At 69.8% G+C, this 23,381-nt stretch carries 17 protein-coding genes; 3 read left to right on the top strand and 14 right to left on the bottom strand.

The genetic code is table 11. From position 1 onward, the window contains the following. Positions 1-2 precede the first annotated feature (2 nt). Positions 3-1,928, top strand: a complete 1,926-nt coding sequence (locus IAE56_RS00085) for a M56 family metallopeptidase (RefSeq protein ID WP_200750957.1) — start codon at positions 3-5, stop codon at positions 1,926-1,928. 86 nt (positions 1,929-2,014) lie between these two features. On the opposite strand, the gene IAE56_RS00080 is transcribed toward IAE56_RS00085, so the two are convergent. From IAE56_RS00080 to IAE56_RS00065, 4 genes are all read right to left on the bottom strand, one after another. Further along, positions 2,015-2,338, bottom strand: coding sequence for an I78 family peptidase inhibitor (locus tag IAE56_RS00080; RefSeq protein WP_200750956.1), 324 nt, complete (start codon positions 2,336-2,338; stop codon positions 2,015-2,017). An 84-nt stretch (positions 2,339-2,422) separates the two neighbouring features. Further along, the gene (locus IAE56_RS00075; RefSeq protein ID WP_200750955.1) at positions 2,423-3,445 is read right to left on the bottom strand and encodes a ribonuclease H-like domain-containing protein; all 1,023 of its coding nucleotides are present in this window, start codon (positions 3,443-3,445) and stop codon (positions 2,423-2,425) included. Beyond that, positions 3,442-5,931, bottom strand: a complete 2,490-nt coding sequence (locus IAE56_RS00070; RefSeq protein WP_200750954.1) for a DEAD/DEAH box helicase — start codon at positions 5,929-5,931, stop codon at positions 3,442-3,444. Before IAE56_RS00070 ends, IAE56_RS00075 begins: the two co-directional genes overlap by 4 nt. Before the next feature lie 93 nt (positions 5,932-6,024). Beyond that, the gene (locus IAE56_RS00065; protein WP_200750953.1) at positions 6,025-7,086 is read right to left on the bottom strand and encodes a hypothetical protein; all 1,062 of its coding nucleotides are present in this window, start codon (positions 7,084-7,086) and stop codon (positions 6,025-6,027) included. Positions 7,087-7,323: 237 nt separating this feature from the next. On the opposite strand from IAE56_RS00065, the gene IAE56_RS00060 reads away from it, so the two are divergent. Further along, positions 7,324-7,827, top strand: a complete 504-nt coding sequence (locus IAE56_RS00060; RefSeq protein ID WP_200750952.1) for a hypothetical protein — start codon at positions 7,324-7,326, stop codon at positions 7,825-7,827. A gap of 15 nt (positions 7,828-7,842) precedes the next feature. Here IAE56_RS00060 and IAE56_RS00055 read toward each other — a convergent pair whose 3' ends face one another. Next, positions 7,843-9,747, bottom strand: a complete 1,905-nt coding sequence (locus IAE56_RS00055; protein ID WP_200750951.1) for a hypothetical protein — start codon at positions 9,745-9,747, stop codon at positions 7,843-7,845. A gap of 145 nt (positions 9,748-9,892) precedes the next feature. Between IAE56_RS00055 and IAE56_RS00050 the strand changes: the two genes are divergently transcribed. Further along, entirely contained in the window at positions 9,893-10,564 is a 672-nt protein-coding gene (locus IAE56_RS00050) for a hypothetical protein (protein WP_200751028.1), read from the top strand. A 184-nt stretch (positions 10,565-10,748) separates the two neighbouring features. Here IAE56_RS00050 and IAE56_RS00045 read toward each other — a convergent pair whose 3' ends face one another. Genes IAE56_RS00045 through IAE56_RS00005 form a run of 9 tightly spaced genes read right to left on the bottom strand, consistent with a single transcriptional unit; the run spans position 10,749 to position 23,092 of the window. After that, positions 10,749-12,557 carry a hypothetical protein gene (locus IAE56_RS00045; RefSeq protein ID WP_200750950.1) on the bottom strand — a complete coding sequence of 603 codons (1,809 nt, stop codon included), beginning with the start codon at positions 12,555-12,557 and terminating at the stop codon, positions 10,749-10,751. Continuing rightward, entirely contained in the window at positions 12,554-14,719 is a 2,166-nt protein-coding gene (locus IAE56_RS00040) for a hypothetical protein (protein WP_200750949.1), read from the bottom strand. Before IAE56_RS00040 ends, IAE56_RS00045 begins: the two co-directional genes overlap by 4 nt. Continuing rightward, entirely contained in the window at positions 14,716-15,834 is a 1,119-nt protein-coding gene (locus IAE56_RS00035; RefSeq protein ID WP_200750948.1) for a BatA domain-containing protein, read from the bottom strand. The genes IAE56_RS00040 and IAE56_RS00035 overlap by 4 nt, the downstream gene beginning before the upstream one ends. Continuing rightward, positions 15,831-16,727 (bottom strand): DUF58 domain-containing protein, encoded by an 897-nt coding sequence (locus tag IAE56_RS00030; protein ID WP_200750947.1) that lies wholly within the window; start codon positions 16,725-16,727, stop codon positions 15,831-15,833. Before IAE56_RS00030 ends, IAE56_RS00035 begins: the two co-directional genes overlap by 4 nt. 7 nt (positions 16,728-16,734) lie before the next feature. After that, positions 16,735-17,718 (bottom strand): MoxR family ATPase, encoded by a 984-nt coding sequence (locus IAE56_RS00025; RefSeq protein WP_200750946.1) that lies wholly within the window; start codon positions 17,716-17,718, stop codon positions 16,735-16,737. A 13-nt stretch (positions 17,719-17,731) separates the two neighbouring features. Next, a complete protein-coding gene (locus IAE56_RS00020; RefSeq protein ID WP_200750945.1) occupies positions 17,732-18,439 on the bottom strand; it encodes a DUF4159 domain-containing protein in 708 nt (235 codons plus the stop codon). Beyond that, positions 18,439-19,773 carry a TldD/PmbA family protein gene (locus IAE56_RS00015; RefSeq protein ID WP_108767250.1) on the bottom strand — a complete coding sequence of 445 codons (1,335 nt, stop codon included), beginning with the start codon at positions 19,771-19,773 and terminating at the stop codon, positions 18,439-18,441. Before IAE56_RS00015 ends, IAE56_RS00020 begins: the two co-directional genes overlap by 1 nt. A gap of 21 nt (positions 19,774-19,794) precedes the next feature. After that, positions 19,795-21,429: a TldD/PmbA family protein gene (locus IAE56_RS00010; protein ID WP_200750944.1), complete on the bottom strand. Its 1,635-nt coding sequence runs from the start codon at positions 21,427-21,429 to the stop codon at positions 19,795-19,797. A 31-nt stretch (positions 21,430-21,460) separates the two neighbouring features. Beyond that, positions 21,461-23,092: a TldD/PmbA family protein gene (locus IAE56_RS00005; RefSeq protein WP_200750943.1), complete on the bottom strand. Its 1,632-nt coding sequence runs from the start codon at positions 23,090-23,092 to the stop codon at positions 21,461-21,463. Positions 23,093-23,381: the final 289 nt, after the last annotated feature.

Below are 23,381 nucleotides of genomic sequence, written 5' to 3'. Positions count from 1 at the left end.
CCATGGACACCACGATGCTGATTTCCCTGTTGGAACGCCTGGGCTGGACCAGCCTGCAGACCGTGCTGCTGGTGGCCCTGGTCTACGGCCTCTGCCGCGCCTTGCCTTCGCTGTCGGCCAGCACCCGCTGCCGCCTGTGGTGGCTGGTGTCGCTGCAGGCCGTGCTGGGCCTGTTCTGGAGCCAGCCGCTGCAGCTGGCCTGGCTGCCGGCGCCGCAGGAAGTGGCAATGAGCGCCACCGATCTGGCCGCCGATGCGATCCATCCGATGGCGCCGGAACTCTCGGCGAACCTGCTGGCCACCGCGCCGATCAATCAGGCCCCTGACATCGCCGCGTCGATCGGCAGCGGCGTATCGCCGATGGCCTGGTGGGCGCTGGCGCTGGCGGCGCTGTGGCTGTCCGGCGTGCTGGTGATGGCGTGGCGCACCTTCGGTGAGTGGCGCCAGTGCCGTGCGCTGCTGGCCGCCTCGCACCCCTGCGAAGACGCGGCCCTGGTACAGGCCCTGCAGCTGGCGGCCGATGCCCACGGCCTGCGCCGCGCACCGCGCCTGTGGATGAGCGAACAGGTGGACGCGCCGCAGCTGGTCGGCCCGCTGCGCCCGGTGCTGTTGCTGCCGGCCGGTGCCAATGCCCTGCAGGGCGATGCGTTGGATCTGGCACTGACCCACGAGCTGCAGCACATGCAGCGGCGTGACCTGCAGTGGGGCCTGCTCCCCGCACTGGCCCAGCATCTGTTCTTCTTCCATCCGCTGCTGCGCCTGGCCGTGCGCGAATACGCCCAGGCCCGCGAGGAAGCGGTGGATGCGGCGGTGGTGGGCCAGCATGGTGCCAGCCGCCACGCCTACGGCCGCCTGCTGCTGCAGCTGGGTGTGGCGCCGCAGCCGCACCTGGGCGTGGCGAGTGCCGCGCCGAGCACCACCAGCCTCAAGCGCCGCCTGTTGAGCCTGCAGCCGCGTCGCGCCTGTCCGCGCATCCTCGCCATCGGCCTGACCGCCCTGGTGGTTGCGGTGGGCGTGGCGCCGATGCGCCTGGTGGCCGCCCCGGCACCGCCGGCGCCGCCTGCACCGCCGAAGGTCGTCCCTGCACCGCCCGCACCACCGGCCGCGCCCGCCGTGCCGGCCAAGGGAGTGCACCTGGTGATGCCCAAGCCGCCGGCACCGCCCGCCGCGCCGTCCGTCCCCGCGGCTCCGCCTGCGCCGCCCGCGCCTCCGGCACCGCCGGTCGAGGATGACGACAGCTACACCACGGTGGGCGAGCTGCACCTGGGCAACGACCTGGAACGTGGCCACGTGCTGATCGACCATGGCCGCAGCTATGCCAGCGCCACGATCGACGACATCCAGCAGGCCCGCCGCGATGTCGGCCGCGATGGCCCGGTGCTGTGGTTCCGCGAAGGCAACAAGCGCTATGCCGTGCGTGATCCGGCCCTGATCCAGCCGCTGCAGCGCGTCTATGCGCAGTCGGCCGAACTGGGCCGCCAGCAGGGTGAGCTCGGCCGCGAGCAGGGCGTGCTGGGGCGCCAACAGGGTGAACTGGGCCGCAAGCAGGCCGTGCACGCCCGCGAAATCAGCCGTGTGGCGACGCAGGCGGCAAGCCGGGCGGTGCGCGAGAGCGACATCAACCGCCAGGGCGCAGCGGAAGCCGCGAGAGCGGCGCGTGGTGCGGTGGATGACGCCGCGATTGCCCGCCAGGCCGCAGCCGAGGCCCGTCTTGCGATGCGTGAAGTGCAGGCGGTGCAGGACGCGCACAGCCACGACATCAGCGAACTGGCCAACCAGCAGGCCCAGCTGGGCCTGCGCCAGGCTGCGCTGGGCAGTCAGCAGGCGGAACTGGGTGAACGCCAGGCCGCATTGCAGGCACAGGCCTCGGCACAGGCGAAGCAGGTGATCGCCCGCGCCATGGCCAGCGGCAAGGCCCAGCAGCTCTGACAGCGCGGTAGCGCCGGGCCATGCCCGGCGAGCGCAGCGGCGCGTATGCGGATGGAAAACGCCGGGCATGGCCCGGCGCTACCGGATCAACCGCAGCTGGCGCGTTCGATCCGGTTCTGCTCGTCCACGTGCACGGTCACGCGGTCCTGGCGGAAATCCATGGTCACGGCCATGCCCGGCTTCACCACGCGTGCGTTGCGCGCGCCGCTGTCGGCCACCAGCTTCTTGATGGTGGCCTCGTCGGCGGGCTTGCCGGTGAAGGCTTCCAGCGCCTCGGGGCGGCACTCATGCGTGCCCTCGGCGCCCTTGGGCGGCAGGGGGGCTGTGTCGGCGGTGCTGCTGGTGCCGGCATGGCTGCAGGCCGCGAGCGGCAGGATGCTGGCCAGCAGCAACAAGGTCGTAGGGCGCATGGGCACGGCTCCGGTGAAGGGACAGCGGGCAGTGTCGCCGCTGCGCGTGTCAGTGGTGTCAACGCCGCCTGAACCCGCGCGCGCTCAGGGCTGCACCAGCGCCAGCGTTTCGCGCTCGCGCTGTTCCTCGCGGATCAGCCGCTGCAGCAGCAGGGCCAGGGTCACCACGTCCTGGTGGTTGTGGTCGGCCACGCGGCGCAGGTTCACGGCATCGCCGCCGCGCAGGTAACGCAGCCATGCCGCAGGCGCTTCCGAACCGGGCAGATCATCCTCGCGCACCACGCGCAGCAGCTGGCGTTCGATGGTGGAGAGCTTGCAGTTCTCCCAGCTGCCGCGATAACGCCGGCGGGTGGGGTAGAGCAGGTCCACATGGTCCAGCGTGGTGATCGGGTCGCGTTGCCGGGCCAGCCGGTAGCGGGCCTTCAGCAGCGGCGCATCGTAGCTGCGGCCGTTGTAGCTGCAGAACACGGTGGACGGCTGCAGCCAGCTGGCGAAGGTAGCCAGCATCGCGTCCTCGGCGGCCATGGTGGACATCAGCAGCTGGCGGATGCGCAGGCCTTCGCCGCGCTGCGGACAGGCATGCCAGTCGGCGGCACCGATCATGAAGGCGCGGGTACCGGTGCCACCGGCCAGGCCGGTGGTTTCGGTATCGAAGAACAGCAGGTCGCGCGCGGCCACGTGCTCGCCATCGCGGCGGGCGAAATCCAGCGACAGCGGCTGCGCGGGAATCGCCTGCGGCTGCAGTGATTCGATCAGGAACAGGCCCGGTGCGATCTCCTCGCCGGGCAGCTGCCGGTCCTGCGCGCTGGCCCGCACCGGGGCGGCGGTACCGCGCGTGCGCAGCCCGAGCAGGCGATGCAGGCCGCCTACCTCCGGCCGCCGCAGTGCGGGCGGCGCCGTGGCAGGTGCTGCGGCGCCGGTCGGCTTGTGGCGGATCTCCTGTTCGACCCAGGCAAACACCGAGCGCTCGGCCGCAGGCTGCCGCGCATCGTTGGCGGCCACCGGCGCCGGTGCTGCCGGCGGCGGCTCGGGCGCGGCCGGCGTGCTCGCCTTCGGGTCGCCGGCCTGCTTCCGCAGCAGGCGCAGCTTGTCCAGGCTCAGGCTCACGGTGCCAGCAGCTCCATCGGGTCGCGCGTGGTCACCACCACGTCGTGCACGTGCTGGCAGGCTTCGGCATCGAACAGGTCGAGCACGCGCAGCGCCAGTGCGCGCGGCGAGGTGTCATCCTCTTCCTGTGCGGCCAGCACCGGGCCCACGCAGGCGGGGCAGCCTGCCTTGCAGTCGCAGCGCTGCACCAGTTCGCGCGCGCGCTGCACCAGTTCGGCCTGGCGCTGCCACAGCGGCTCGCTGAGGCCGACGCCGCCGGGGAAGTTGTCGTACAGATAGACGGTGGGCACGAACTCCTGCAGCAGCTCGACGATGCCCGGATCACCCTCGCCGCCGCGCAGCTGGCCACGGCCGGTCTGGTCGGCGATCGCGAACCACGAACCATCGCCGTTGCCGACCGACTTCTGCAGGTCGCGCGCATCGGCCATCACCGCCACGGTGGCGACGATGTGCAGCGCGTAGGCCGCGCCAAGGAAGCCATCCAGCGCATCCTGCTTGCTGGCGAACGCGCGCAGCAGCAGTGCCTGCGGCAGCTGCCACCACACCGCAGTGGTATGCAGTTCCTGGTCGGGCAGGTTCACCGGGCCGTAGCCGATGTTCTCGTGCGTGTAATAGCGGATCTTCTTGTAGCCCGCCACGCGGCGCACCACGTGCACTTCGCCATGGTGCGAATCACCACGCCCGGCCACGCCGCCATCGAAGCGGTCCAGCACCTTGAGCTTGGTGAAGTCGATGCTGTCGGTGTAGTAATCCACGTGGGTGCGCGTGACGTAGGCCTTGCGGCCTTCCCAGTCCAGCGTTTCCACCTGGTAGGGCGTGGACTGCACCATGTGGATCGCGCCTTCGTACAACGTGAGCGCGGCCGCGGAATAGTCGACCTCGGCGATGATCTGCTGGCGGCCATCGCTGCGGTCGACCACCACGAAGTTGCCATCGGCCACCGCACGCAGGCTGACCGCGTTGGCCGGGTAGCTGTCGGCGATCCATTCCCAGCGCTCGCCCTCGCGGTGGATGACCTCGGTTTCCGCCAGCGCTTCCAGGAACACTTCCGGATCGATTGGGCCGAAGCCATCGCCAACGCGGAACGGCAGCTCGAAGGCCGCGCAGCGGATGTGGTCGAACAGGATCAGTGGCTGGTCCGGGGCGATGCGCGCGTGTTCGGGCGAGGCCTCGGCGAAGAAATCCGGATGCCGCACCACGTACTGGTCCAGCGGCTGCGAACTGGCCACCATCACGCCCAGCGCGGGCTGCTGGCGGCGACCGGCGCGGCCGAAGCGCTGCCAGGTGGCGGCCACGCTGCCGGGGTAGCCGTTGAGGATGACCACGTCGAGGCTGCCGATATCCACGCCCAGCTCCAGCGCCGAGGTGCTGACGATGCCGTCGATGTTGCCCGCGCGCATCGCACGCTCGGTCTCGCGGCGTTCGGTGGGCAGGTAGCCACCGCGGTAGGCGCGGATGCGGGGCGGCTTGCGCGGGTCGTGGTCGAAGATGTCCTTCAGGTATTTGGTCAGCACTTCCACCATCAGGCGCGTCTGCGCGAACACCAGGGTCTTCAGCCCGGATTTGATCGCGATGCGGGCGATGCGGTTGCTCTGCGAACGTGCCGAGGCGCGCAGGCCCAGGTCTGGATTGATCACCGGCGGGTTCCACAGCAGCACCTGCTTGGGCCCGCTGGGCGCGCCGGATTCGGTGATGGCGGTAACCGGTGCCTCGATCAGCGCTTCGGCATGCGCCTGCGGGTTGCCGATGGTGGCCGAGCACAGGATGAACTGCGGTTGCACGCCGTAGAACGCGCAGATGCGCTTGAGCCGGCGCAGCACGTTGGTGACGTGGCTGCCGAACACGCCGCGGTAGGTATGCACCTCGTCGATGACGATGTAGCGCAGGTTCTCGAAGAACTGCGCCCACTTGGTGTGGTGGGGCAGGATGGCCTGGTGCAGCATGTCCGGGTTGGACACCACGATGTCGCCGTGCAGGCGGATGGCCTGGCGCGCATCGCCGGGCGTGTCGCCATCGAAGGTGAAGGCCTTCACGCCGAGGTCGCCGGCGCGGTTGAGTTCCAGCAGCTCGGCCACCTGGTCCTGAGCCAGCGCCTTGGTCGGGAACAGATACAGCGCCTTGGCCTTGTCCTGCATGGCCGCGCTGACCACCGGCAGGGTGTAGCACAGCGACTTGCCGCTGGCGGTGGGGGTGACGATGGCCACGTGCTCGCCGCGCTGGCTGGCCTCCCAGGCTTCGGCCTGGTGGCTGTAGAGCTGCTCGATACCGCGTGCCTTCAGGGCGGCGGCCAGGGCCGGCGGCACCGAGTCGGGAACAGGCGCGTAGCGGCCCTCGCGGCCGGGAATGGCGAAGCTGCCGGTGATGCGGTCGTGGTAACGGCGCTGCAGGCGCGCACTGAGCAGGGCGCCATCGCGCGCGGGCAGGCCGTCGCGGGTGGCGAGCTTCTGCTCGGCGTCGGCCGTGCGCTTGGCGAGTTCGTAGGCCATGGAGGAGGGAGCCGGGACGGTTTGCGAGGGGTCACATGGCACCACAGATGGGTCTCAGGGTGTGAGACGGTGTGCCGGGATGCAGTGAACCATTCAGTGCCCGGGGTTGGCGCGCTGCGCAATGTCGGCGGTGCGTGCAGCGTTGCGGCGGAGGAATTGGCGGATGGCCAGGATGCATCGCAGCGCATGCCACGCTGCCAGCACGGCCGCGACCGGCAGCCATCGCAGATCGCCCAGCCAGCCGGCAAGCAACAGCAACAGCAGCAGGCCCAGCCAGGCTAGCTGCCAGAGCCCGCCACCGGGCGGAAAGCGTTGCCGATCGCGGGCCAGGCACCAGCCCGGCCCTGCGCCCAGCACCGCGCCATCATCGGCGCGGACCTCCAGCCGCATCGACCGCTGCTGGGCAAACGCGCGGGCATCAGCCCATTCCCACGGGAGCTGCACGCGCCGGTCGGCGCCCAGCAGCCACACCGGCCCGACATCGGAACGCTTCCGATACGCCTGCAGCTGCCCCTGCAGCTGCAGCACGCGCTGGGTGGTTGCGGGCCCGCGGCGTCGTGGCCACGCCAGCCACGCGGTGCCTGCGGCAATCAGCACCATGAACAGTGCCGCGACGCCGGACAGGTCCACGGCTGCCCACAGCGCCAGGGCGGTGATCGGCAGTGCCGCGGGCCGCAACCCGGGACCGCGGCGCATCGCGACTTCGGCCGGTGTCTCCCGCCGCTCACCGTGGATGCGCGCGGCGGCGGGACGACGGAGGGATGCCACCTCGAAACCATTGAGGCGCACGACGACGGCCCAGTGCCTGGCCATCACCACCTCGGCATCATTATGGTCGGCGAGGTGTGACCACGCCTGGCGGGGCATCAGCACGGGAATGCCGGCCAGTTGGCCGTCGCAGACCGGGTAGTTGGCGCGGCGCGACCCTCCGGTGAATGCGCCGGTCAGCACGCGTACCTGGTCGTCGTGGATGCAGCCGGTCAAGACGCGCAGCGTCGCCAATGCGGCGCGTTCCCGATCATCCAGCATGCGTAATGGGCTGCTTCGCCGCAGGGCGTTCATTCTGCAGCGGACGCGCGACGTCCACTCAAGCAGGGCCGCCGTGACCATCGCCACCAGCAAGGCCAGCCCGACCAGCAATGCCACGCGTGACATCAGCTGCAGCGCATCTGCAGCGGAAGGAGTGTCGGAACGTGGGCCATGGTGCTCGCGTGCGTGGGTAACCCGGCAGCGTGGCGGCCTGATGCACCGATGGGAATGACGATTGTTGCAAATCGCAGGTTGCGTGCCGCACGAAGCAAGATCGGATGCACCCTGAACGTTCACGCCGCGCCCAACGAAATCTGAAGCCGTGATGCGTATCCTCGGGGATTGGACGCACCAGACAGGGCGATGGCTGTGGCACGACGGGAACTGCAGGGAGCACTTCTGGCCGGCATGATGCTGGCCGCCACTGCGCACGCGCAGCAGGTTGACCCCGTGATCGAACCGCCTGCAGCGAGCGGGGTGCCGGCCGCCGATGCTGCCGATGCCGCCGCGCCGCCGCAGGGCGATGTCACCACGTTGGGTGAAGTACGTGCGATCAAGCCCGAGGACGAGGCGCTGGACCTGTACCGTTTCAAGAACCCGGTGAAGTTCGGTGACAACCGTTTCAGTCGCGACTGGAGCGAGCCGCCATCGCCCGAGCAGGTGAGCATGGGTGGTGGCTACATCATGATGGGCGTGGTGAAGGGCGTACTGGCGGCGGGTCGCGGTCTGAACAAGCTCACCGGTGGCCCCGACCAGATCCAGGCCGCCATCGCACGGCCGCCGCCGGAGCTGACTCCCGAACAGCGACGCCGGGCACAACAGTTCTGCGAGCAGCAGGACGGCTGCGATCCCTCGGCCGGGAAGTAGGCGCGGCACCGCGCATCATGTCGGCCAGGAGGCACGCGGTGCAGGGCGCTGCTTGAGTTCATCGGCGAAGGCGGCGGACCGCGAGAGTGCCCGGGGCACGGCGCGGACCAGCAGGATGCCCTGGACCAGGGCCAGCAATGACGCGCCGATCAGCCATATGCAGTAGGCCATCCCCGCGATGGCGCCATGGGCGGGGCGTGTGCGGTCCACCTCCAGCCACAGCGTCCGACCATCCGTGCTGCGGGACTGCACGGTACCGGACCAGGCGATCCGCTTCGCGTGCGTGGCTGCGTCGCGCAGGGTCTTCCACGCGGCGCCGGCATCGCCAAACGCGAACGCTGCGGTGTCCGATTTCCGATTCGCCTCGGCATCGACCAGTACGACGCCACCGTTCTGTGCGGCCAGAAGCGCGGGCGTGGATGCAGCCCACGCAGCGAGAACAGGTGCATGCGCGGCTTCTTCCAGGGCGTCCTTGAGGTTCATGATCGTCCAACGGGGAAGTACTGCGCTGTCGTCCGGGGAGAGCGCCGCAAGCTGTGCGCGGAGATCGTCGCAGCCGCGTAGACCATCGGTGCAGGCAGCCTCCAGTTCGCGGCGCAGCGCGTCCAGCCCCGACACCCGCTGGTAAGCAGGGAAGATGCCGTCGGCCGGTTTCCAATGCACGCGCAGGGTATTCCCGGCACCCAGGCGCAGGATGGAGTCGGCAACCGCCAGAGGGGGCACCTGCAGCGGAGCGCCACCCCAGCGAAGCCGGCTGCAGTCGGGCACCGCCAGCACCTGTCCGGCATGCCGCCGGGCGACCAGTTCGCAGGTGGCATCGACCGTGATGTGCACGCCATCACCGGGTGCGGGAGGATGCCCCAGCAGCGTTCCGGGCTGCGTGTCCGTCCGCAGCTTGGCAGGGCCGAGCAGCTCTGCCGCACGCGCTGCCTCGATCCGCGGACCGTCACCCGACCAGAGCATCAGCAGCAGTGACAGCACCGCCACCAGGAACATCAGCAGGTGCCGGGCGACCGGCACCGGTGGAAACCGCCTCTCGTCGGCACTCAGTGACCAGTCCGGGCCCAACGACAACAGGCGCCGGTCGTGCGGGCGGACCTCGGCCTCCAGCCAGCGCCCCGGGGCGATGGCGCCGGACGCCCTCCAGGTCGGGTCGATGACCAGCCGCTGGTCGTTGCCCAGCAGCATCACCGTGTGGCTGAAGGTGCTCTCGTGCGGATCTGCGAACTGCAGCGCGCTGAGCCGACCCCGCACGCGCACCACGGGCTGCAGTGCCTTCGCTCCCACGTGCCTGCGCAGATACAGCACGAACGCAATAGACGCCAGTACCAGCCCCGCTGCCACGGCCATCCAGCTCCATTGGCCCAGGCCCAGCTGTGGCAGTGCTCCGCAGATGCCGGCCGCCAGCGCCAGCGCGGTGGGCCACCATGGAATGGCCGGCCGCCGGCGCTGTGTCCGCTCATCCGCGGTCTCACGGCGTTCGCTGATCTGTGTCGCGGTCGTGCGCAGGGTACGCGTGCCGGCCGTCGCGATATCGAACCCCTCCATGCGGACGATGACCACAAAGCGGCGACCGAGCACCACTTCGGCACGGTTGTGGGTACCGAGGTGTTCCAGCGCGTTGAAGGGCAGCAGCACCTTGACCCCGGCGAGGCTGCGCCAGGCTGAGTTGGCGCCTCCCCGCATCCATCGGCGGTGCTCGACGCAGGGCCCCTCAAGAATGCGAACGCCGCAATCGCGGCCCAGCTCCAGTACGCTGCGGAATGGTTCCAGCGCGGCGTCCTCGTCCTCGCTGAGCAGACGCACCGGCGCTTGTTCTGCGAGTGACTTGAACGCGCGGCGTGCTTCCCAGCGGGTCAGGTAATCAAGCAGTACGGGAAGTGCGGCGAGCAGGGCGAGAAGCACACCAACAAGTTTCATGTTCGCAGGTGGTGATCGGGTGCTGGAAGGCGACTGGATAGTCTGCGCGGCAACGACAAGCAGCGAAATGCAATTTGTTGCAGAGAGTGGTGCCGATGACAGGCAGGAGCGTACGATCCTGTCGTCCTCCCTCCTGGTTGCTGCTGTGGTACCGAAAATTCTCCTGCTTGCCCTGCTCCTGCCCGTGTCCGCGTTGGCCAGCGGCCTGGCCGACGACGGCTCGTGCCGCAACGGCGCGTTTCCTTCCGCGCAATCGGATTTCGCCGTGGCCAAGGTGGTGGGTACGCAGCGCCTGTACCTGCTCGGTGACATGGACGGCTGCCCGGCCAAGGGCGAACCCGCCTGCCGCCAGCGCAGCTACGTGGTGAGCGGTGACACGGTGGTGACCGGCCGCGATCTGGGCCCGTACCGCTGCGCGTTCTTCCCCAACAAGGTGGGCGGCAGTGCCGGCTGGGTCGACCGCAGCAAGCTGCAGCCGGTGGCACGGGTGACGCCGACGCTGCAGGGCTGGGCCGGTGACTGGAAGGATGGCGACAACGGGCTGAGTATCTCGGTGCGTGGCAGCCAGCTTCACGTCGAAGGTGATGCTTACTGGCCGTCGGCCAACCCCACGCCGGAACAGCGCCCGTATGGGCCGAACCTGGGCCAGGTGGAAGCGCAGGCCACGCCGCGTGGCAGCCAGGTGGATTTCGTCGAGGACAGCTGCACGGTGCACGCGCAGTTGCTGGGCGACGTGCTGGTGGTGTCGGACAACAGCGAGTGCGGCGGCATGAACGTGCGCTTCGACGGGGTGTACCGGCGTACCGGGGCGCGGTGAGGGATGGGGTCAGAGCCCTTTCGCATGCGAAAGGGATCCGACCCCGTGTGTTCGACGGGGGTACCGGCGTACCGGGGCGCGTTGAGGGATGGGCGCTGAACCCGCTGATCCGCGCGGGGCAGTAGATCCACGCCATGCGTGGATGCTGTCTGCGATGCGTGCGAAAGGGATCCGACCCCGTGGCTCAGCGCCGCCGTTCCAGCCACCACAGCAGCGATGCGCACAGCACGAAGGCCAGCCACCACGGCCAGCGTGAGCCGGGCGCCGGCTGCGTCGCTGCGGCACTCGCAGGCGCTCCCATCGCCAACGCCTGCGTCGTCGCATCGATCATCGCCTGGCGGTGCAGCGCCGCCGCCTCCTTCGCGTCGAACACATAGCGCCAGACGGCCGTGTCGCCATGCTGCAGCCGCTGCCAGCCTGCTGCCTGCGGCCACCATCCGGCACAGCGCATCGACGAGGTAGTGGCATCGACGACCAGCGGCACAGGCGCGCCCTTCGCATCGAATGCCTGCAGGGGCGCCTGCACGCCACACAGCGCGACGCGCTCGCCCAGCCAGGCCTGCGCCTGCGGTGACCACAGCGCGTCCGTGCCGGGCTGTGCGCGTGCCAGCGTAGCCACCACACCGCTCCACAGTTCGCCGTGGCGATCGTCGCGGCCGGCCAGAACCCAACGCCAGCTGTCGGTGATCGGCAGCTGGCCGATGCGGCCCTTGCCGACGCTGCGCCAGCCACCGAGGGGCTGGTTGGCGGTGTCGTGCAGCAGGGCGCTGCCGTCGTTGACCTGCAGCGCCAGCGCCTCCAGCGAGGGCAGGGAGGCGCTGTGCGAGCTGCGGTCCGCCGCTTCGCCATCGGCGGTGGGCAGGGTGGCCGAATCCAGCGGGCCGCGCCGTGCGGCGAGCATCGCGCTTTCGCCATCGCCAGGCAGTTCGACGGCGTGGCTGCTGCCATCGCCCTGCACCGGCAGGCCGAGATCATGCAGGCGTTGCCGCGCGCTGGCCGATGGCACGCCCGCACTGCGGACCAGCACGCCGAGGCCATCGCGCAGTGCCTGGCGCACCGCCGCCAGTTGCCCCGCGCTCAACGCCGCCAGGCTGCGCTCGTCCAGCAGCAGCAGGTCGCTGCGCGCCAGTGCGGCCGCATCCAGCGCCACCGCGCCATCGCCCACGCTGAGCCCGGCGCCGGTGTCGGCCTGCATCTGCACGCGCAGGCCGGCATCGGTGGCCCAGCGTCGCAGGTACTTCAGTTCCGGGCCGGGCGCGCTGGCACGCACCAGCAGGCGCAGCGGTGCGGCCGCCAGCGTCTGCTGCGGCACCGGCACGCTGTCCAGCACATGGGCCTGCGCATCGAGCAGGCGCAGATGGAAGACGCTGCGGCCGGGCGCGCGGGCGATGCCGCTGAGCTGCACGCGGCCATCGGCGGCCACGTCCACGCGATCAACCACGGTGTCGGCCGGGTCCAGCAGTTCGGCGCGGCCAGCGGTGGCACCGTGTGCCTGCGCGTGCACCTCGAAGCGCGCACCGGGTGCGGCATCGGCCGGCGGCTGCAGTGCGATCCAGCCACGCGGCGCAGGCGAGGCCTGCCAGCGCAGGTTCGCCGGCAGCACGGCGTCGCGGTCACGCGCGGCCAGGCCGGCGCCGACCAGGGTCAACGTGGAGGCCGGGTGCTGGCGCAGCGCCGTGGCCAGATCAGGTACGCGCTGGCCGCCCGGCACATCCGCCGCCTCCGGCAACAGCAGCAACGGGCCATCGCTGGCCGGCAACGCGCCGGCAGCCGCCGCATCTGCAGTGAGCACGACCAGGCCGCCCGCAGGCAGCTGCTGGCTGGGCGGCAGCAGGCAGAAATACAGCAGCACGGCGGCGATGGCCTGCAGGCCCAGCCGTGCCGCGCGCCGGCCGCGATGGGCGGTGGGCGCACGCAGCTGCACGACGCTGGCGAGGATGACGATGACCGCCAGGGCCACGGCCAGCCACAGGTTCAATGCAGTGGCATTCATGGCTGCACCTCCAGCGCATCGAGATAACGCTGGCCCATCGCATCGGTCGCGGTGCGCCGCATCACCTGCGGCAACGGACGCTGCAGGGCGCGCCACAGCTGTGCGCGCAGGCGCTGGCGGCAGTCGCTGCAGTCCGGTTCGATGCGCAGCTGTTCAATGGCGGCGGCAAGGTCGAGGGCGTCGGGCAGGAAGGCGGCGTTGCGCTGCTGCCAGGTGGCCAACGCGTCCAGGTCAGGCGTGCCATCGCCATCGCCCAGCCGCTGCCACGCTTCGACGATGGCCGGGTCCGGCGGCGTGCGTGCGGCCAGCGGCAGTTCGCGGCTGGCCAGTCCGGCGCGGTCGCCGCCCAGCCGTCGGCCCTCGTCGATCGGCGGAAGTTCCGGGCCGACGCGGGCCAGGTAGATGCGCTCGGCCTGCTGCACCTGCTTGATGAAGGCCAGCGCCTTGTAGGCAAACGGCAGCGCCTGCTCCGGGCGGCCCTGGCGCAGCTCACCTTCGGACGACCACATCTGGTCCAGCGCAGCTTTCAGCGTGGCGCGGGTCTGCGGGTCGAGCAGGGTGGCGGCCTCGGCGTGGTCGTGGGTGTGGCCATACTCGGACAGCACGTCGGTGGCGCTGCCGAACACCGCTGGCGTGTCGCCGTTGCCGGCGGCACCGCCGTGGTCATGATCGTGGTCATCATGCGCGGCGGCCTGCGCATGTCCGTGGTCATCGTCGTGATCGTGCGCGTCCGCCGTGGGGGCATCGCTGGTGGGCAGGTCGCTGGTCGGCGGAGGTTTCGCTCCGCCTTCGCTTTCCTCGCCGAGGAACTGGCCGTAGCGCAGGCGCAGGATGCGCTGGTCGACGCCGATCGCATCGCTGCGCTTGATGAAGTCATCGGCGGCCAGGCTGCGGCGTTGGCGGATCAGCGCTTCGGCGTCGATGATGATCTGCCGCTGGCTGCGGAAATAGGCTGGCAGGGTCTTCTTGATGCGGCCTTCCAGTTCGGCACCGAGCGCGACTTCGGTGGTCGGCAGGCGCAGGATCACGCTGCTGCTGCGTCCGGTCTGCGCGCTGGGGGCATGGTTGTCGCGGACTTCCAGCTGGGCGATCACATCGTTGCCGGGCTGCGCGCCGAGTGCCGCAAGGTCGAGGGTGTGGGCGAAGCGCCGCGCGGTGGGTTCGCCGCTGCCGGTGAGGGTGACGCTGCGCTGGACGAAGGTGATGTTCTCGCCGCTGCCCTGGGTGGTGGTGATCGACAGCTTCGCCTGCGCGGCCACGCTGTAGTCATCGCTGGCTTCGAAGCGCAGCGCCCACTGCCGCTGTCCCGGCGTGCCCAGGACCAGGCTGGCAGCCGGTTCCAGCACGCGCACGCTGGGTGCGCGGTCGGCCACCACATCCAGCCGGTACAGGCGGGTGCTGGCCAGGGCGGGCTCGCTGACCACGCGGTACAGCACCGGCGCGCGGGCTACGTCCTGCGCCTGCCATTGGCCACTGTGTTCGCGCAGCGGCAGCCGTCGCCCGTCGTGGAACTGCAGCCATGCCTTGCTGGGCATACGGTCGAAACGCAGCGACCACGACAGCCGGCTGTCGGCGGCCACCTTGGCGTCCAGTGCGTTCTGGGTGAGCGTGGCCTGGCCGGTGTACGCCGGTGCATCGATCTGCAGGCGGGTCGACTGCAGCTGCAGCGGACCGGCCGCTGACGTGGGCGCCGTTGCCGTGGCACCGATGCCTGCGGCGACGCCTGCGCTGCGTGGCCAGCCCAGCGCGAGCAGGGCGATGGCCAGGCCGCCGATCCAGCACAGTGCCAGTGCGGCGCCCGGCCATCGCGGGCGCAGGTCCGGCATCGTGCGTTCCAGCGTGGCCAGCACATGCGCGCGCTGGCGCTGCTGCAACGGGTTGAGGCGGGCGGCCTCGGCGAACAGCAGATCGGCGCTGTCCTCGCTGCGGCCGCTGCCATCGAGCTGGCGCTGCAGCCAGCGCCGGTCCAACTGCCTTGCCCGCGCGACGGCCACGCCGGCGCAGGCAAGCAGGGCCAGCGTGCCGACCACGCAGGCGGCATCGAAGCCGGCCAGGCGCAGGGTCAGCGCGGTGGCGGCCAGCGTCCACGGCAGGCCAAGCAGCACAGTGATGCTGGCGCGGCGGCGACGTGCGCGCTGCCAGTTACGCTGCAACGCGTTCATGCCGGCCTCCGCGCTGCGCGACTGGCCATCCCGCGTTCCAGCGCGAACAGCAGAACGATGGCCAGCAGCAGCCACGGGGTCAGCTCGCGTGGTGCGGCGGCGGTTGCAGGCAGTACTGCCTGCTGCGGCGCGTGATCGCGCGCATCGCCCACGCGCGGTGGCGATGGTGGCTGCAGGGCCAGCAGCAGGGCCTGCAGCAAGCGGGCATCACGCAGCGCGCCGTTGTGGGCGGCATCCCATTGCCCGGGCAGCGACAGCAGGCGGCCCTGGCCGACGCGCTGCTGCCACAGCAGCGGTGCGCCTTCCGCACTTCGCAGGACCACCGTGGCGGCAGCATCAGGCTTTGCCGCGGTCATCACGCTGCCGCCGTCGCGCAGCCAGGCCTGCCATGCGGCCGGCAGTGCATCGGTACGTCCCCACACCGCGATCTCGCCGCGTGCGGGGAGCGTGTCGGCAGGCAGCTCGGCGGCGGCGGGCTGGGGGCTCCACGCACGCTGCAGGGCGCCGATCCAGTGTCGCGCGCTGGCCGGTGCCTCGGCATGCACGCGCAGGCGTGGCGGGGCCATTGTGGTCTGTGCGCTGGCGAGTGTCATCGCATGTGCCTGCCACTGCACGGGACGCGACAGCTGCAGGCGCGCGCCATCAAGGCCGGGCAGCGGGTCGGGCACATGCACGGTCAGCGCGGTGCCGGCGGGCAGCTGCGCGTCGAGTTCGCGCAGCAGGCTCGCAAGCGGTGCAGGTGTCGCGGGTGCCGGTTGCTCGACGGACGGGAAGCCGGGCGCCAGCCAATGCCAGTTGCCCTCTTCGCCGGTGCCGCGCAGTGCGCGGGCATCCAGCGCCGGTGCGACCACGGACCAGGCGCTGGGCGGTGCTGCGCTGCCGGTCAGCGCCGGGCGTGCCAGCAGCAGCGCCAGTGCGGCCAGCAGCAGCAGGCGCACCAGCAGCAGCGGCCAATCATCGAAGCGGATGCGCTGGCGTGGACGGATCTGTGCGCGCAGCCAGCGCAGTGCGGCGAAATCCAGCGGCGTGTATGGATGGCGCCGGGCGAGGTGGATCAGCAGGGGCAGCAGCCACGCGGCCAGTGCGGCCAGGCCCAGCGGGAACAGCAGGTTCATGCGCCGCCCCCGCGGCCGAACAACGCCTGCAGCGGCTGGTCCAGCGGCTGGTCGAGCCAACCGGTGGCGCTGGCGATGCCGCTGGCCTGCAGGCGTGCCTGCAGAGCGCTGTGTGCGGCAGCGAAGCGCTGCAGGTAGTCGGCGCGGATCGCGGCGCCATCGCCAAGCAGCTCCTCGCCGGTTTCCGGATCGCGGAAGCGATGGCCGGCATCGAAGGGAAAGTCGCGCTCGTCGGCGGTCAGCACCTGCAGCAGCATCACCTCGCGGCGCGCGCTGGCCAGGTGTTCCAGCAGCACGATGCTGGTTTCATCGAAGCCATCGCCGATGGCCAGCAGCAGGTCGCCCGGGCGCACGCGCTCCCACAGCGGGCGCAGGCGGTCGGCGGTTGGCGAGCCGCCGCGCGCCTGCAGCGCATGCAGCTGCAGGTGCACGCGGTCGCGCTGGCGCGCGCCGTTGCCGGCCGGTACCAGCTGCATGCCATCGCCGTTGATCGCCAGCAGGCCGAAACGATCGCCCTGCTGCAGGGCCAGCTCGACCAGGCAGGCGGCCAGCCCGCGCATGTGGTCCAGGCGCGTGCGCTGTGGCGCGGCGCGGTCGGCCTGGCTGGCCGAGGCGGTGGCATCGAGCAGCAGCCAGATGGTGATCGGGCTTTCGCGTTCGGATTCGCGCACGAAGAAGCGGTCCGAGCGCGCGTACAACTTCCAGTCGATCTGGCGCAGTTCGTCGCCGGGCTCGTAGGCGCGGTACTGGGCGAACTCCAGGCCGGCACCGCGGCTGCGGCTGGCGTGCTGGCCAATGCCGCTGGCGCCGCTGGCCAGGCGCGGCCGCAGGCGCAACGTGCGCAGGCGCGCACGCAGTTCCGGTGGCAGGGTCAGCGGTGTACCGGTGCTCACGCGTGCTTCAACCCGGGAAGGGCACGGCCTGCAGCAGCGCCGCGACCACGTCGTCGGCGCGCTTCTGTTCGGCTTCGGCGGCGAAGGACAGCAGCAGGCGATGGCGCATCACCGGTGCGGCCAGCGCCTGCACGTCCTCGCGGGTGGCGGCGAAGCGGCCCTGCAGCAGTGCACGCGCCTTGGCGGCCAGCACCAGCGACTGCCCGGCACGCGGGCCGGCGCCCCATTTCACCCACTGGTTGATCGCGGCCGGTGCGCGGTCGCCGGGTCGGCTGGCGCGCACCAGGCGGGTGATCCAGGCCAGCACATCGGGGCTGACATGCACCTGGCGCACGGCGGCCTGCAGGGCGATCACGGCCTCGGCGTCCATCACCTTCGGCACCGCTTCGGTGGCACCGCCGGTGGTCTGTTCGATGATGCGGCGCTCTTCGTCTTCGCTGGGATAGTCCACCAGCACGTGCAGCAGGAAGCGGTCCAGCTGTGCTTCCGGCAGCGGGTAGGTGCCGGCCTGCTCGATCGGGTTCTGCGTGGCCAGCACGAAGAACGGCGCGGGCAGCTCCCGCGTGGTGCCCGCATGGCTGACCGTGCGCTCCTGCATCGCTTCCAGCAGCGCCGCCTGGGTCTTGGGCGGGGTGCGGTTGAGCTCGTCGGCCAGCAGCAGGTTCGTGAAGATCGGGCCCTGCTGGAAGCGGAAATGACGATGGCCGGTGCCGTGGTCTTCTTCCAGCAGCTCGGTGCCGAGGATGTCGCTGGGCATCAGGTCGGGGGTGAACTGCACGCGCCGGAACTGCAGCTCCAGTGCCTGCCCCAGCGAGCGCACCAGCAGGGTCTTGCCCAGGCCGGGCGCGCCTTCCAGCAGGCAGTGGCCACCGGCCAGCAGGCCGATCAGCAGCTGCTCGACCACCGTGTGCTGGCCGACCACGGCGCGGGCCAGGGCGCTGCGCAGCCCATCCAGGCGCGGCAGCAGGGAGTCGAGATCGAGGGAGGTCATGGCGGTGGTCCGTTCAATTGTTCAACGCGTACATCACGATGTTGACGCCGAAGCGGGTGTTGTCTTCGGCCAGGAAGCGCTTGTTGCGCCAGTCGTAGTCCCACTCGCAGCCGTAATCCTTGTTGCTGTAGAGCAGGCCCAGGCGGCCATCGACCTCGATGCCCTTCAGGTAGTCGTGCACGAGGTCATCGCCCCAGCCGTTGAGCTCGAAGCCGGTGGCGGGCGGGCCGTCGGGGAAGCGGAAGAAGCTGCGGTACAGCGCATGGCTGTTGGGCAGCTTCTGCAGGGCCCTGGGCCCGAACAGCCGACCCATCTGCGCCTCGAACGAGGTGGCGAACAGGCCGTCGATGTCATGGTTGCAGTCGTCGACGAAGACGAAGCCGCCGTTGCGCACGTAGCGCACGAAGTTCTGTCGCTCGGCGGCGTTGAACTCCACCAGCGTGTGCCCGGCCAGGTAGCAGAACGGCGCTTCCAGCATGCGCGGATCGGCCAGGGCCACCACATGTTCCTGCGGGTCGACGCGCAGCGAGGTGTAGTCGATCAGCGAGGTGATCAGGTTGGACGGCATGCGCGCGTCCACGTCCCAATCGCCGGAGTCGTACTGCAGGCGGGTGAACCAGAAGTCGTAGCGCGAACTGCGCGGGCCTGCCTGCGCGAAGGCCGGCAGCGCCGCCGCCGAAGCGGCAGCGGCCAACCAGCGCAGGCAGGCCCGCCGATCCATCAGACCGCGTCGGACAGCGAGGTGAAGGTGAAGTCGCGCAGCTTCATCGGCGGGATCATCATCACGTAGCTGGATTCATCACCGGCCACGCGCACCGGCTTGCCCAGCTCTTCGATGTTGTTGAGCATGATCACCGGCGATTCGTTGAAGCGGAAGTTCTTCACCGGGTGCTTGATCTGGCCGTTCTCGATGTAGAAGGTGCCATCGCGGGTCAGGCCGGTCAGCAGCACGGTCTGCGGGTCGACCATGCGGATGTACCAGGTGCGGGTGACCAGGATGCCCTTCTGGGTGCCGCGCACCAGATCGGCGGTGCTCTTGTCGCCACCGCTCATCAGCAGGTTGCCCGGCGTGGCCTTGGCGGTCTTGCCCTGCTTCTGTGCCCAGAAGCGCGAGTAGTCCAGGTTGGCGACCTTGCCGTTCTCGATGATGGCCATGCGCTCGCGCGGCATGCCCTCGCCATCCCACGGCAGCACCGGTGCATCGGCATGCCACGGATCGGCGTACATGCTCACGCGCGGGTCGTAGACCTGCTCGCCCAGCTTGTTGCCGCCGCCCTTCTTCGACAGGAAGCTGCGGCCTTCATCGGCCGAGCGCGCGCTGAAGAAATTCATCATGAAGCTGATCAGGCCGGCGGCCGCAGCCGGTTCCAGGATGACCGTGTACTTGCCCGGTTCCAGCGCCTTGGCTTCCGAGGATTCGGTGGCCTTGCGCATGGCGATGCGGATGTCCTGGTCGGCCTTGAAGTCCGCCGCGTCCTTCAGGTTGCGGCCGACCCAGCCCGAGCCGCGGCCGTCTTCGGTGCGCACGGTGCAGGTGTAGTCGAAGCTGGTGCTGCGCTGGTAGCCGAAGTTGCCGTTGCTGTTGGCGGTGGCATAGAAGCCCTGGCCATCTTCCAGGAAGCCGGCGGCGATCAGGCCGTTGCCACGGCACGGTGCGATGGAATCGGCGGCGACCTTGGCGCGGAACGCCGGATCGATGGCAGCGGTGGATTCGCTGAAGGTGGGGCTGGCGCGGTAGGTCTGCTTGCCGATGGCCGGCATGAACTCCGGATTCTCCGGGGCCAGGCGGGCCAGGTCCTCGGCGCGGCGGACCACGCGTTCCAGCGCGGCATCGTCGAACTCGTTGATCGATGCGGTGCCCACGCGCTTGCCGAAGGCCACGGTGACGGCCAGTTCGGTGTTGTCCACGATGCCACTGGTGGACACGTTGTTCAGGGCGAAACGGATGTTGCCGTTGATCGAACCAGCCAGCACGGCGGTGCACTCATCGGCCTTGGACAGGGCGATGACCTTGTCGAGGATGGCCTTGGCCTGGGCTTCGGTGAAGATACTCATGGTGTAAGGGCTCCTGACCGGTCAGCCGAGGCTGCGTGCGGTGTTGATGACGTTGATGCCGTTGAAGCGCGCGGTGGACGAACCGTGCGAGACCGCCGAGACCTGGCCCGGCTGGCCCTTGCCGTCGAAGAACGAACCGCCCAGGCGGTAGTCGCGCTCGTCGGCCACGGCGGTGCAGGCGTTCCAGAACTCCGGCGTGCGGATCTGGTAGGCCACGTCTTCCAGCATGCGGGTGATCTTGCCGTTCTTGATCTCGTAGAACAGCTGGCCACCGAACTGCGCGTTGTAGCGCTGCTGGTCGATGGAGAACGAGCCGTCGCCGATGATGTAGATGCCGTTCTCGACGTCCTTGATCATGTCCGGAACGCTGAGCGGGGCCTTGCCCGGCGCCATCGACACGTTGGCCATGCGCTGGAACTGCACGCTGGACCAGGAATCGGCGTAGCAGCAGCCATCGGACTCGGTCTTGCCAAGGATGTGGGCCTGGTCGCGGATGGTCTGGTAGTCGACCAGCTTGCCGTTGCTGATCAGGTCCCAGCGCTTGCACTTCACGCCTTCATCGTCGTACGCCACGGCGCCGAGGCTGCCCGGCTGGGTCTTGTCGGCAAAGATGTTGACGTGCTCGCTGCCGTACTGGAAATGCTGCTCGCGCTTGTCCAGGGTGGCGAAGCTGGTGCCAGCGTAGTTGGCTTCGTAGCCGAGCACGCGGTCGAGTTCGAGCGGGTGGCCGATCGACTCGTGGATGGTCAGCCAGGTATGCGACGGATCGAGGATCAGGTCGTACTTGCCGGGCTTCACCGACGGTGCCTTCAGCTTCTCCTGCGCCTGCTTGGCCGCAGCGATGGCGTCCTCCTTCATGTCGTAGGAGGAGCCGTAGTTCACCACGCCATTGGGGGTGAGCACCTTGCCGGCGGCGGCGCCATCCAGGTACTCGTAGCCCAGGCCCATCGGTGCGGACAGGCCTTCGCGGGTGCGGAACTTGCCGCTGGCCTTGTCGATGGCGGTGATCGTCATCGGTGCCCAGATGCGGTGCACGTCCTGGTCGATGTAGGAACCATCGGTGGACGCGAAGTACTTCTGCTCGTTGACCAGGAACAGCATCGAATTGACGAAGCTGGCACCGGCGCCCATCGCGGCCGCGTTGACGTCCAGCAGCAGGTCGACCTTTTCCTTGATCGGCACGTCCATGGCGTTCTTGCGGATCGGCGTGCGCCAGCTCACTTCACCCACGCCCGGCGCCTTGGCCAGCTGCACCGGTGCGGTCTGCACGCCGGCGTTGGCCTTGGCGATGGCGGCGGCCTGCTGCGCGGCACGGGCCACGTCGGCGGTGCCCAGCGCATTGGTGGCGGCGAAGCCCCAGGCGCCGTTGACGATCACGCGGATGCCGACGCCGGTCGACTCCGTGTTCACCACGTTCTGCACCTTGTCCTCGCGGGTGATCACGAACTGCCGCAGGTAGCGGCCGATGCGCACATCGCAGTAGGTGGCGCCGGCGCTGCGGGCGGCCTGCAGCGCGGCATCGGCCAGGCGCTTCTTCAGCCCCAGGTCGAGGCTGGACTGCAGCTGCTCGGCGGCGATCGCCTTGCCGAAGAACGACGGCACGATCAGGCCGCCCGCGGTAAGCCCGGTCAGGGCGAGGAAGTCACGTCTCTGCAAGGCAGCTCTCCACGTCGAAGGATGGGACGACTCAGGCGCCGAGACTGCGCGCGGTGTTGATGATGTTGATGCCGTTGAAGCGGGTGGTGGACGACCCGTGCGAGACCGCCGATACCTGCGCGGGCTGGCCCTTGCCGTCGAAGAAGGAACCGCCGAGGCGGAAGTCGCGCTGGTCGCAGATCGCGGTGCAGGCGTTCCAGAACTCCGGCGTGCGGATCTGGTAGGCCGCGTCCTCGACCATGCCGGCGATCCTGCCGTCCTTGATCTGGTAGTACAGCTGGCCGCCGAACTGCGCGTTGTAGCGCTGCTGGTCGATGGAATAGGAGCCGCGGCCGTGGATCCAGATGCCGTTCTCCACGTCCTTGATCATGTCGTCCACGCTCAGCGGCGCCTTTCCCGGTGCCAGAGAGACATTGGCCATGCGCTGGAACTGCACGCTGGACCAGGAATCGGCGTAGCTGCAGCCGTGCGAGGCCTCGCGGCCCAGAATGTGGGCTTCATCGCGGGTGGCCTGGTAATCGACCAGCACGCCATCGCGCACCAGGTCCCAGCGCAGGGTCTTCACCCCTTCATCGTCGTAGCCGACCGCACCGAGGCTGCCGGGCTGGGTCTTGTCGGCGAAGAAGGTGACGAGGTCGCTGCCCCAGCGGAAACCGGCATCGCGCTTGTCCAGGGTGGCGAAGCTGGTACCCGCGTAGTTGGCCTCGTAGCCCAGCACTCGGTCCAGTTCCAGCGGGTGGCCGACGTTCTCGTGGATGGTCAGGAACAGGTTGGACGGGTCCAGCACCAGGTCGTACTTGCCGGGCTTCACCGAGGGCGCCTTCAGCTTCTCGCGCGCATGGCGGGCGGCGGCGATGGCGTCCTCGACCGGGTCGTAGGAATCGCGGTAGGCGGTGATGCCGCCGGGCAGCTGCACCTTGCCGCGCGCATCGCCATCGAGGAATTCATAGCCCATGCCCATCGGCGAGGACAGCCCGGCACGGGTGCGGAACTTGCCGCTGGCCTTGTCGATGGCGGTAGCGGTGAACGGCAGCCAGATGCGGTGGATGTCCTGGTCGATGAAGGAGCCATCGCTGGAGGCGAAGTACTTCTGTTCGTTGACCAGGAACAAGGTGGAATTGATGAAGTCGGCGCCGGCATCGAGCGCGGCGCCGTTGAGCGCCAGCAGCAGTTCGATCTTGTCCTGGATCGGCACTTCCATGGCGTTCTTCCGCACGGGGGTCTGCCAGCGCACCTCACCCACTGCGGGTGTGGGTGCCAGCTGCACCGGACGGGTCTGGATGCTGGCGTTGGCACGGGCGATGGCCGTGGCCTGCTCGACCGCGCCGCGCACGGCGGCCTCGGTCTGCTGGTGGGTGGCAGCGAAGCCCCAGGCACCGTTGACCAGGACGCGCACGCCCACGCCGGACGACTCGCGGTTGGTCACGTTGCCGACCTGGTGTTCGCGGGTGATGACCGACTGGTTGAGGTAGCGGCCGATGCGCACGTCGCAGTAGCTGGCCTTGGCCGCACGCGCGGCGGCGAGGGCGACCTCGGCCAGGCGCCGGCGCTGGGCGGTATCCACCGGCGCGAGCAGCTGCTCGGCCGCGATCAGCCGCGAATGCGGCAGCACCAGGCCGGCAAGGCCCAGACCGGAATACGCCAGGAACTCACGTCGTTGCACAGCGTCTCTCTCTCTTTCACACCTGTGCGGAGGGCAAAGGACCACTCCGATCACTTGAACTGTCCGACTTTCGCCAGCGCGGGGCGATCGGGCAAGTGACTGCAGTCATGGTAGGGGAGGGTTTCGGCAGGGCTTGCAGCCCTGCACCTGCAGAGGCAACGTCAAATTCAAAAGCGGGCATTCCGTGGATGGCGGGGGGGGGGGGGGGGGGGGGGGGGGGGGGGGGGGGGGGGGGCCCCGCGCGGGGGGGGGGGGGGGGGGGGGGGGGGGGGGGGGGGGGGGGGGGGGG

It is taken from the genome of Stenotrophomonas sp. S41 (assembly GCF_016624625.1).
Lineage (GTDB): Bacteria > Pseudomonadota > Gammaproteobacteria > Xanthomonadales > Xanthomonadaceae > Stenotrophomonas.
Note: the sequence above shows the minus strand (reverse complement) of the source record. Positions and strands in the feature narration are given on the sequence as shown.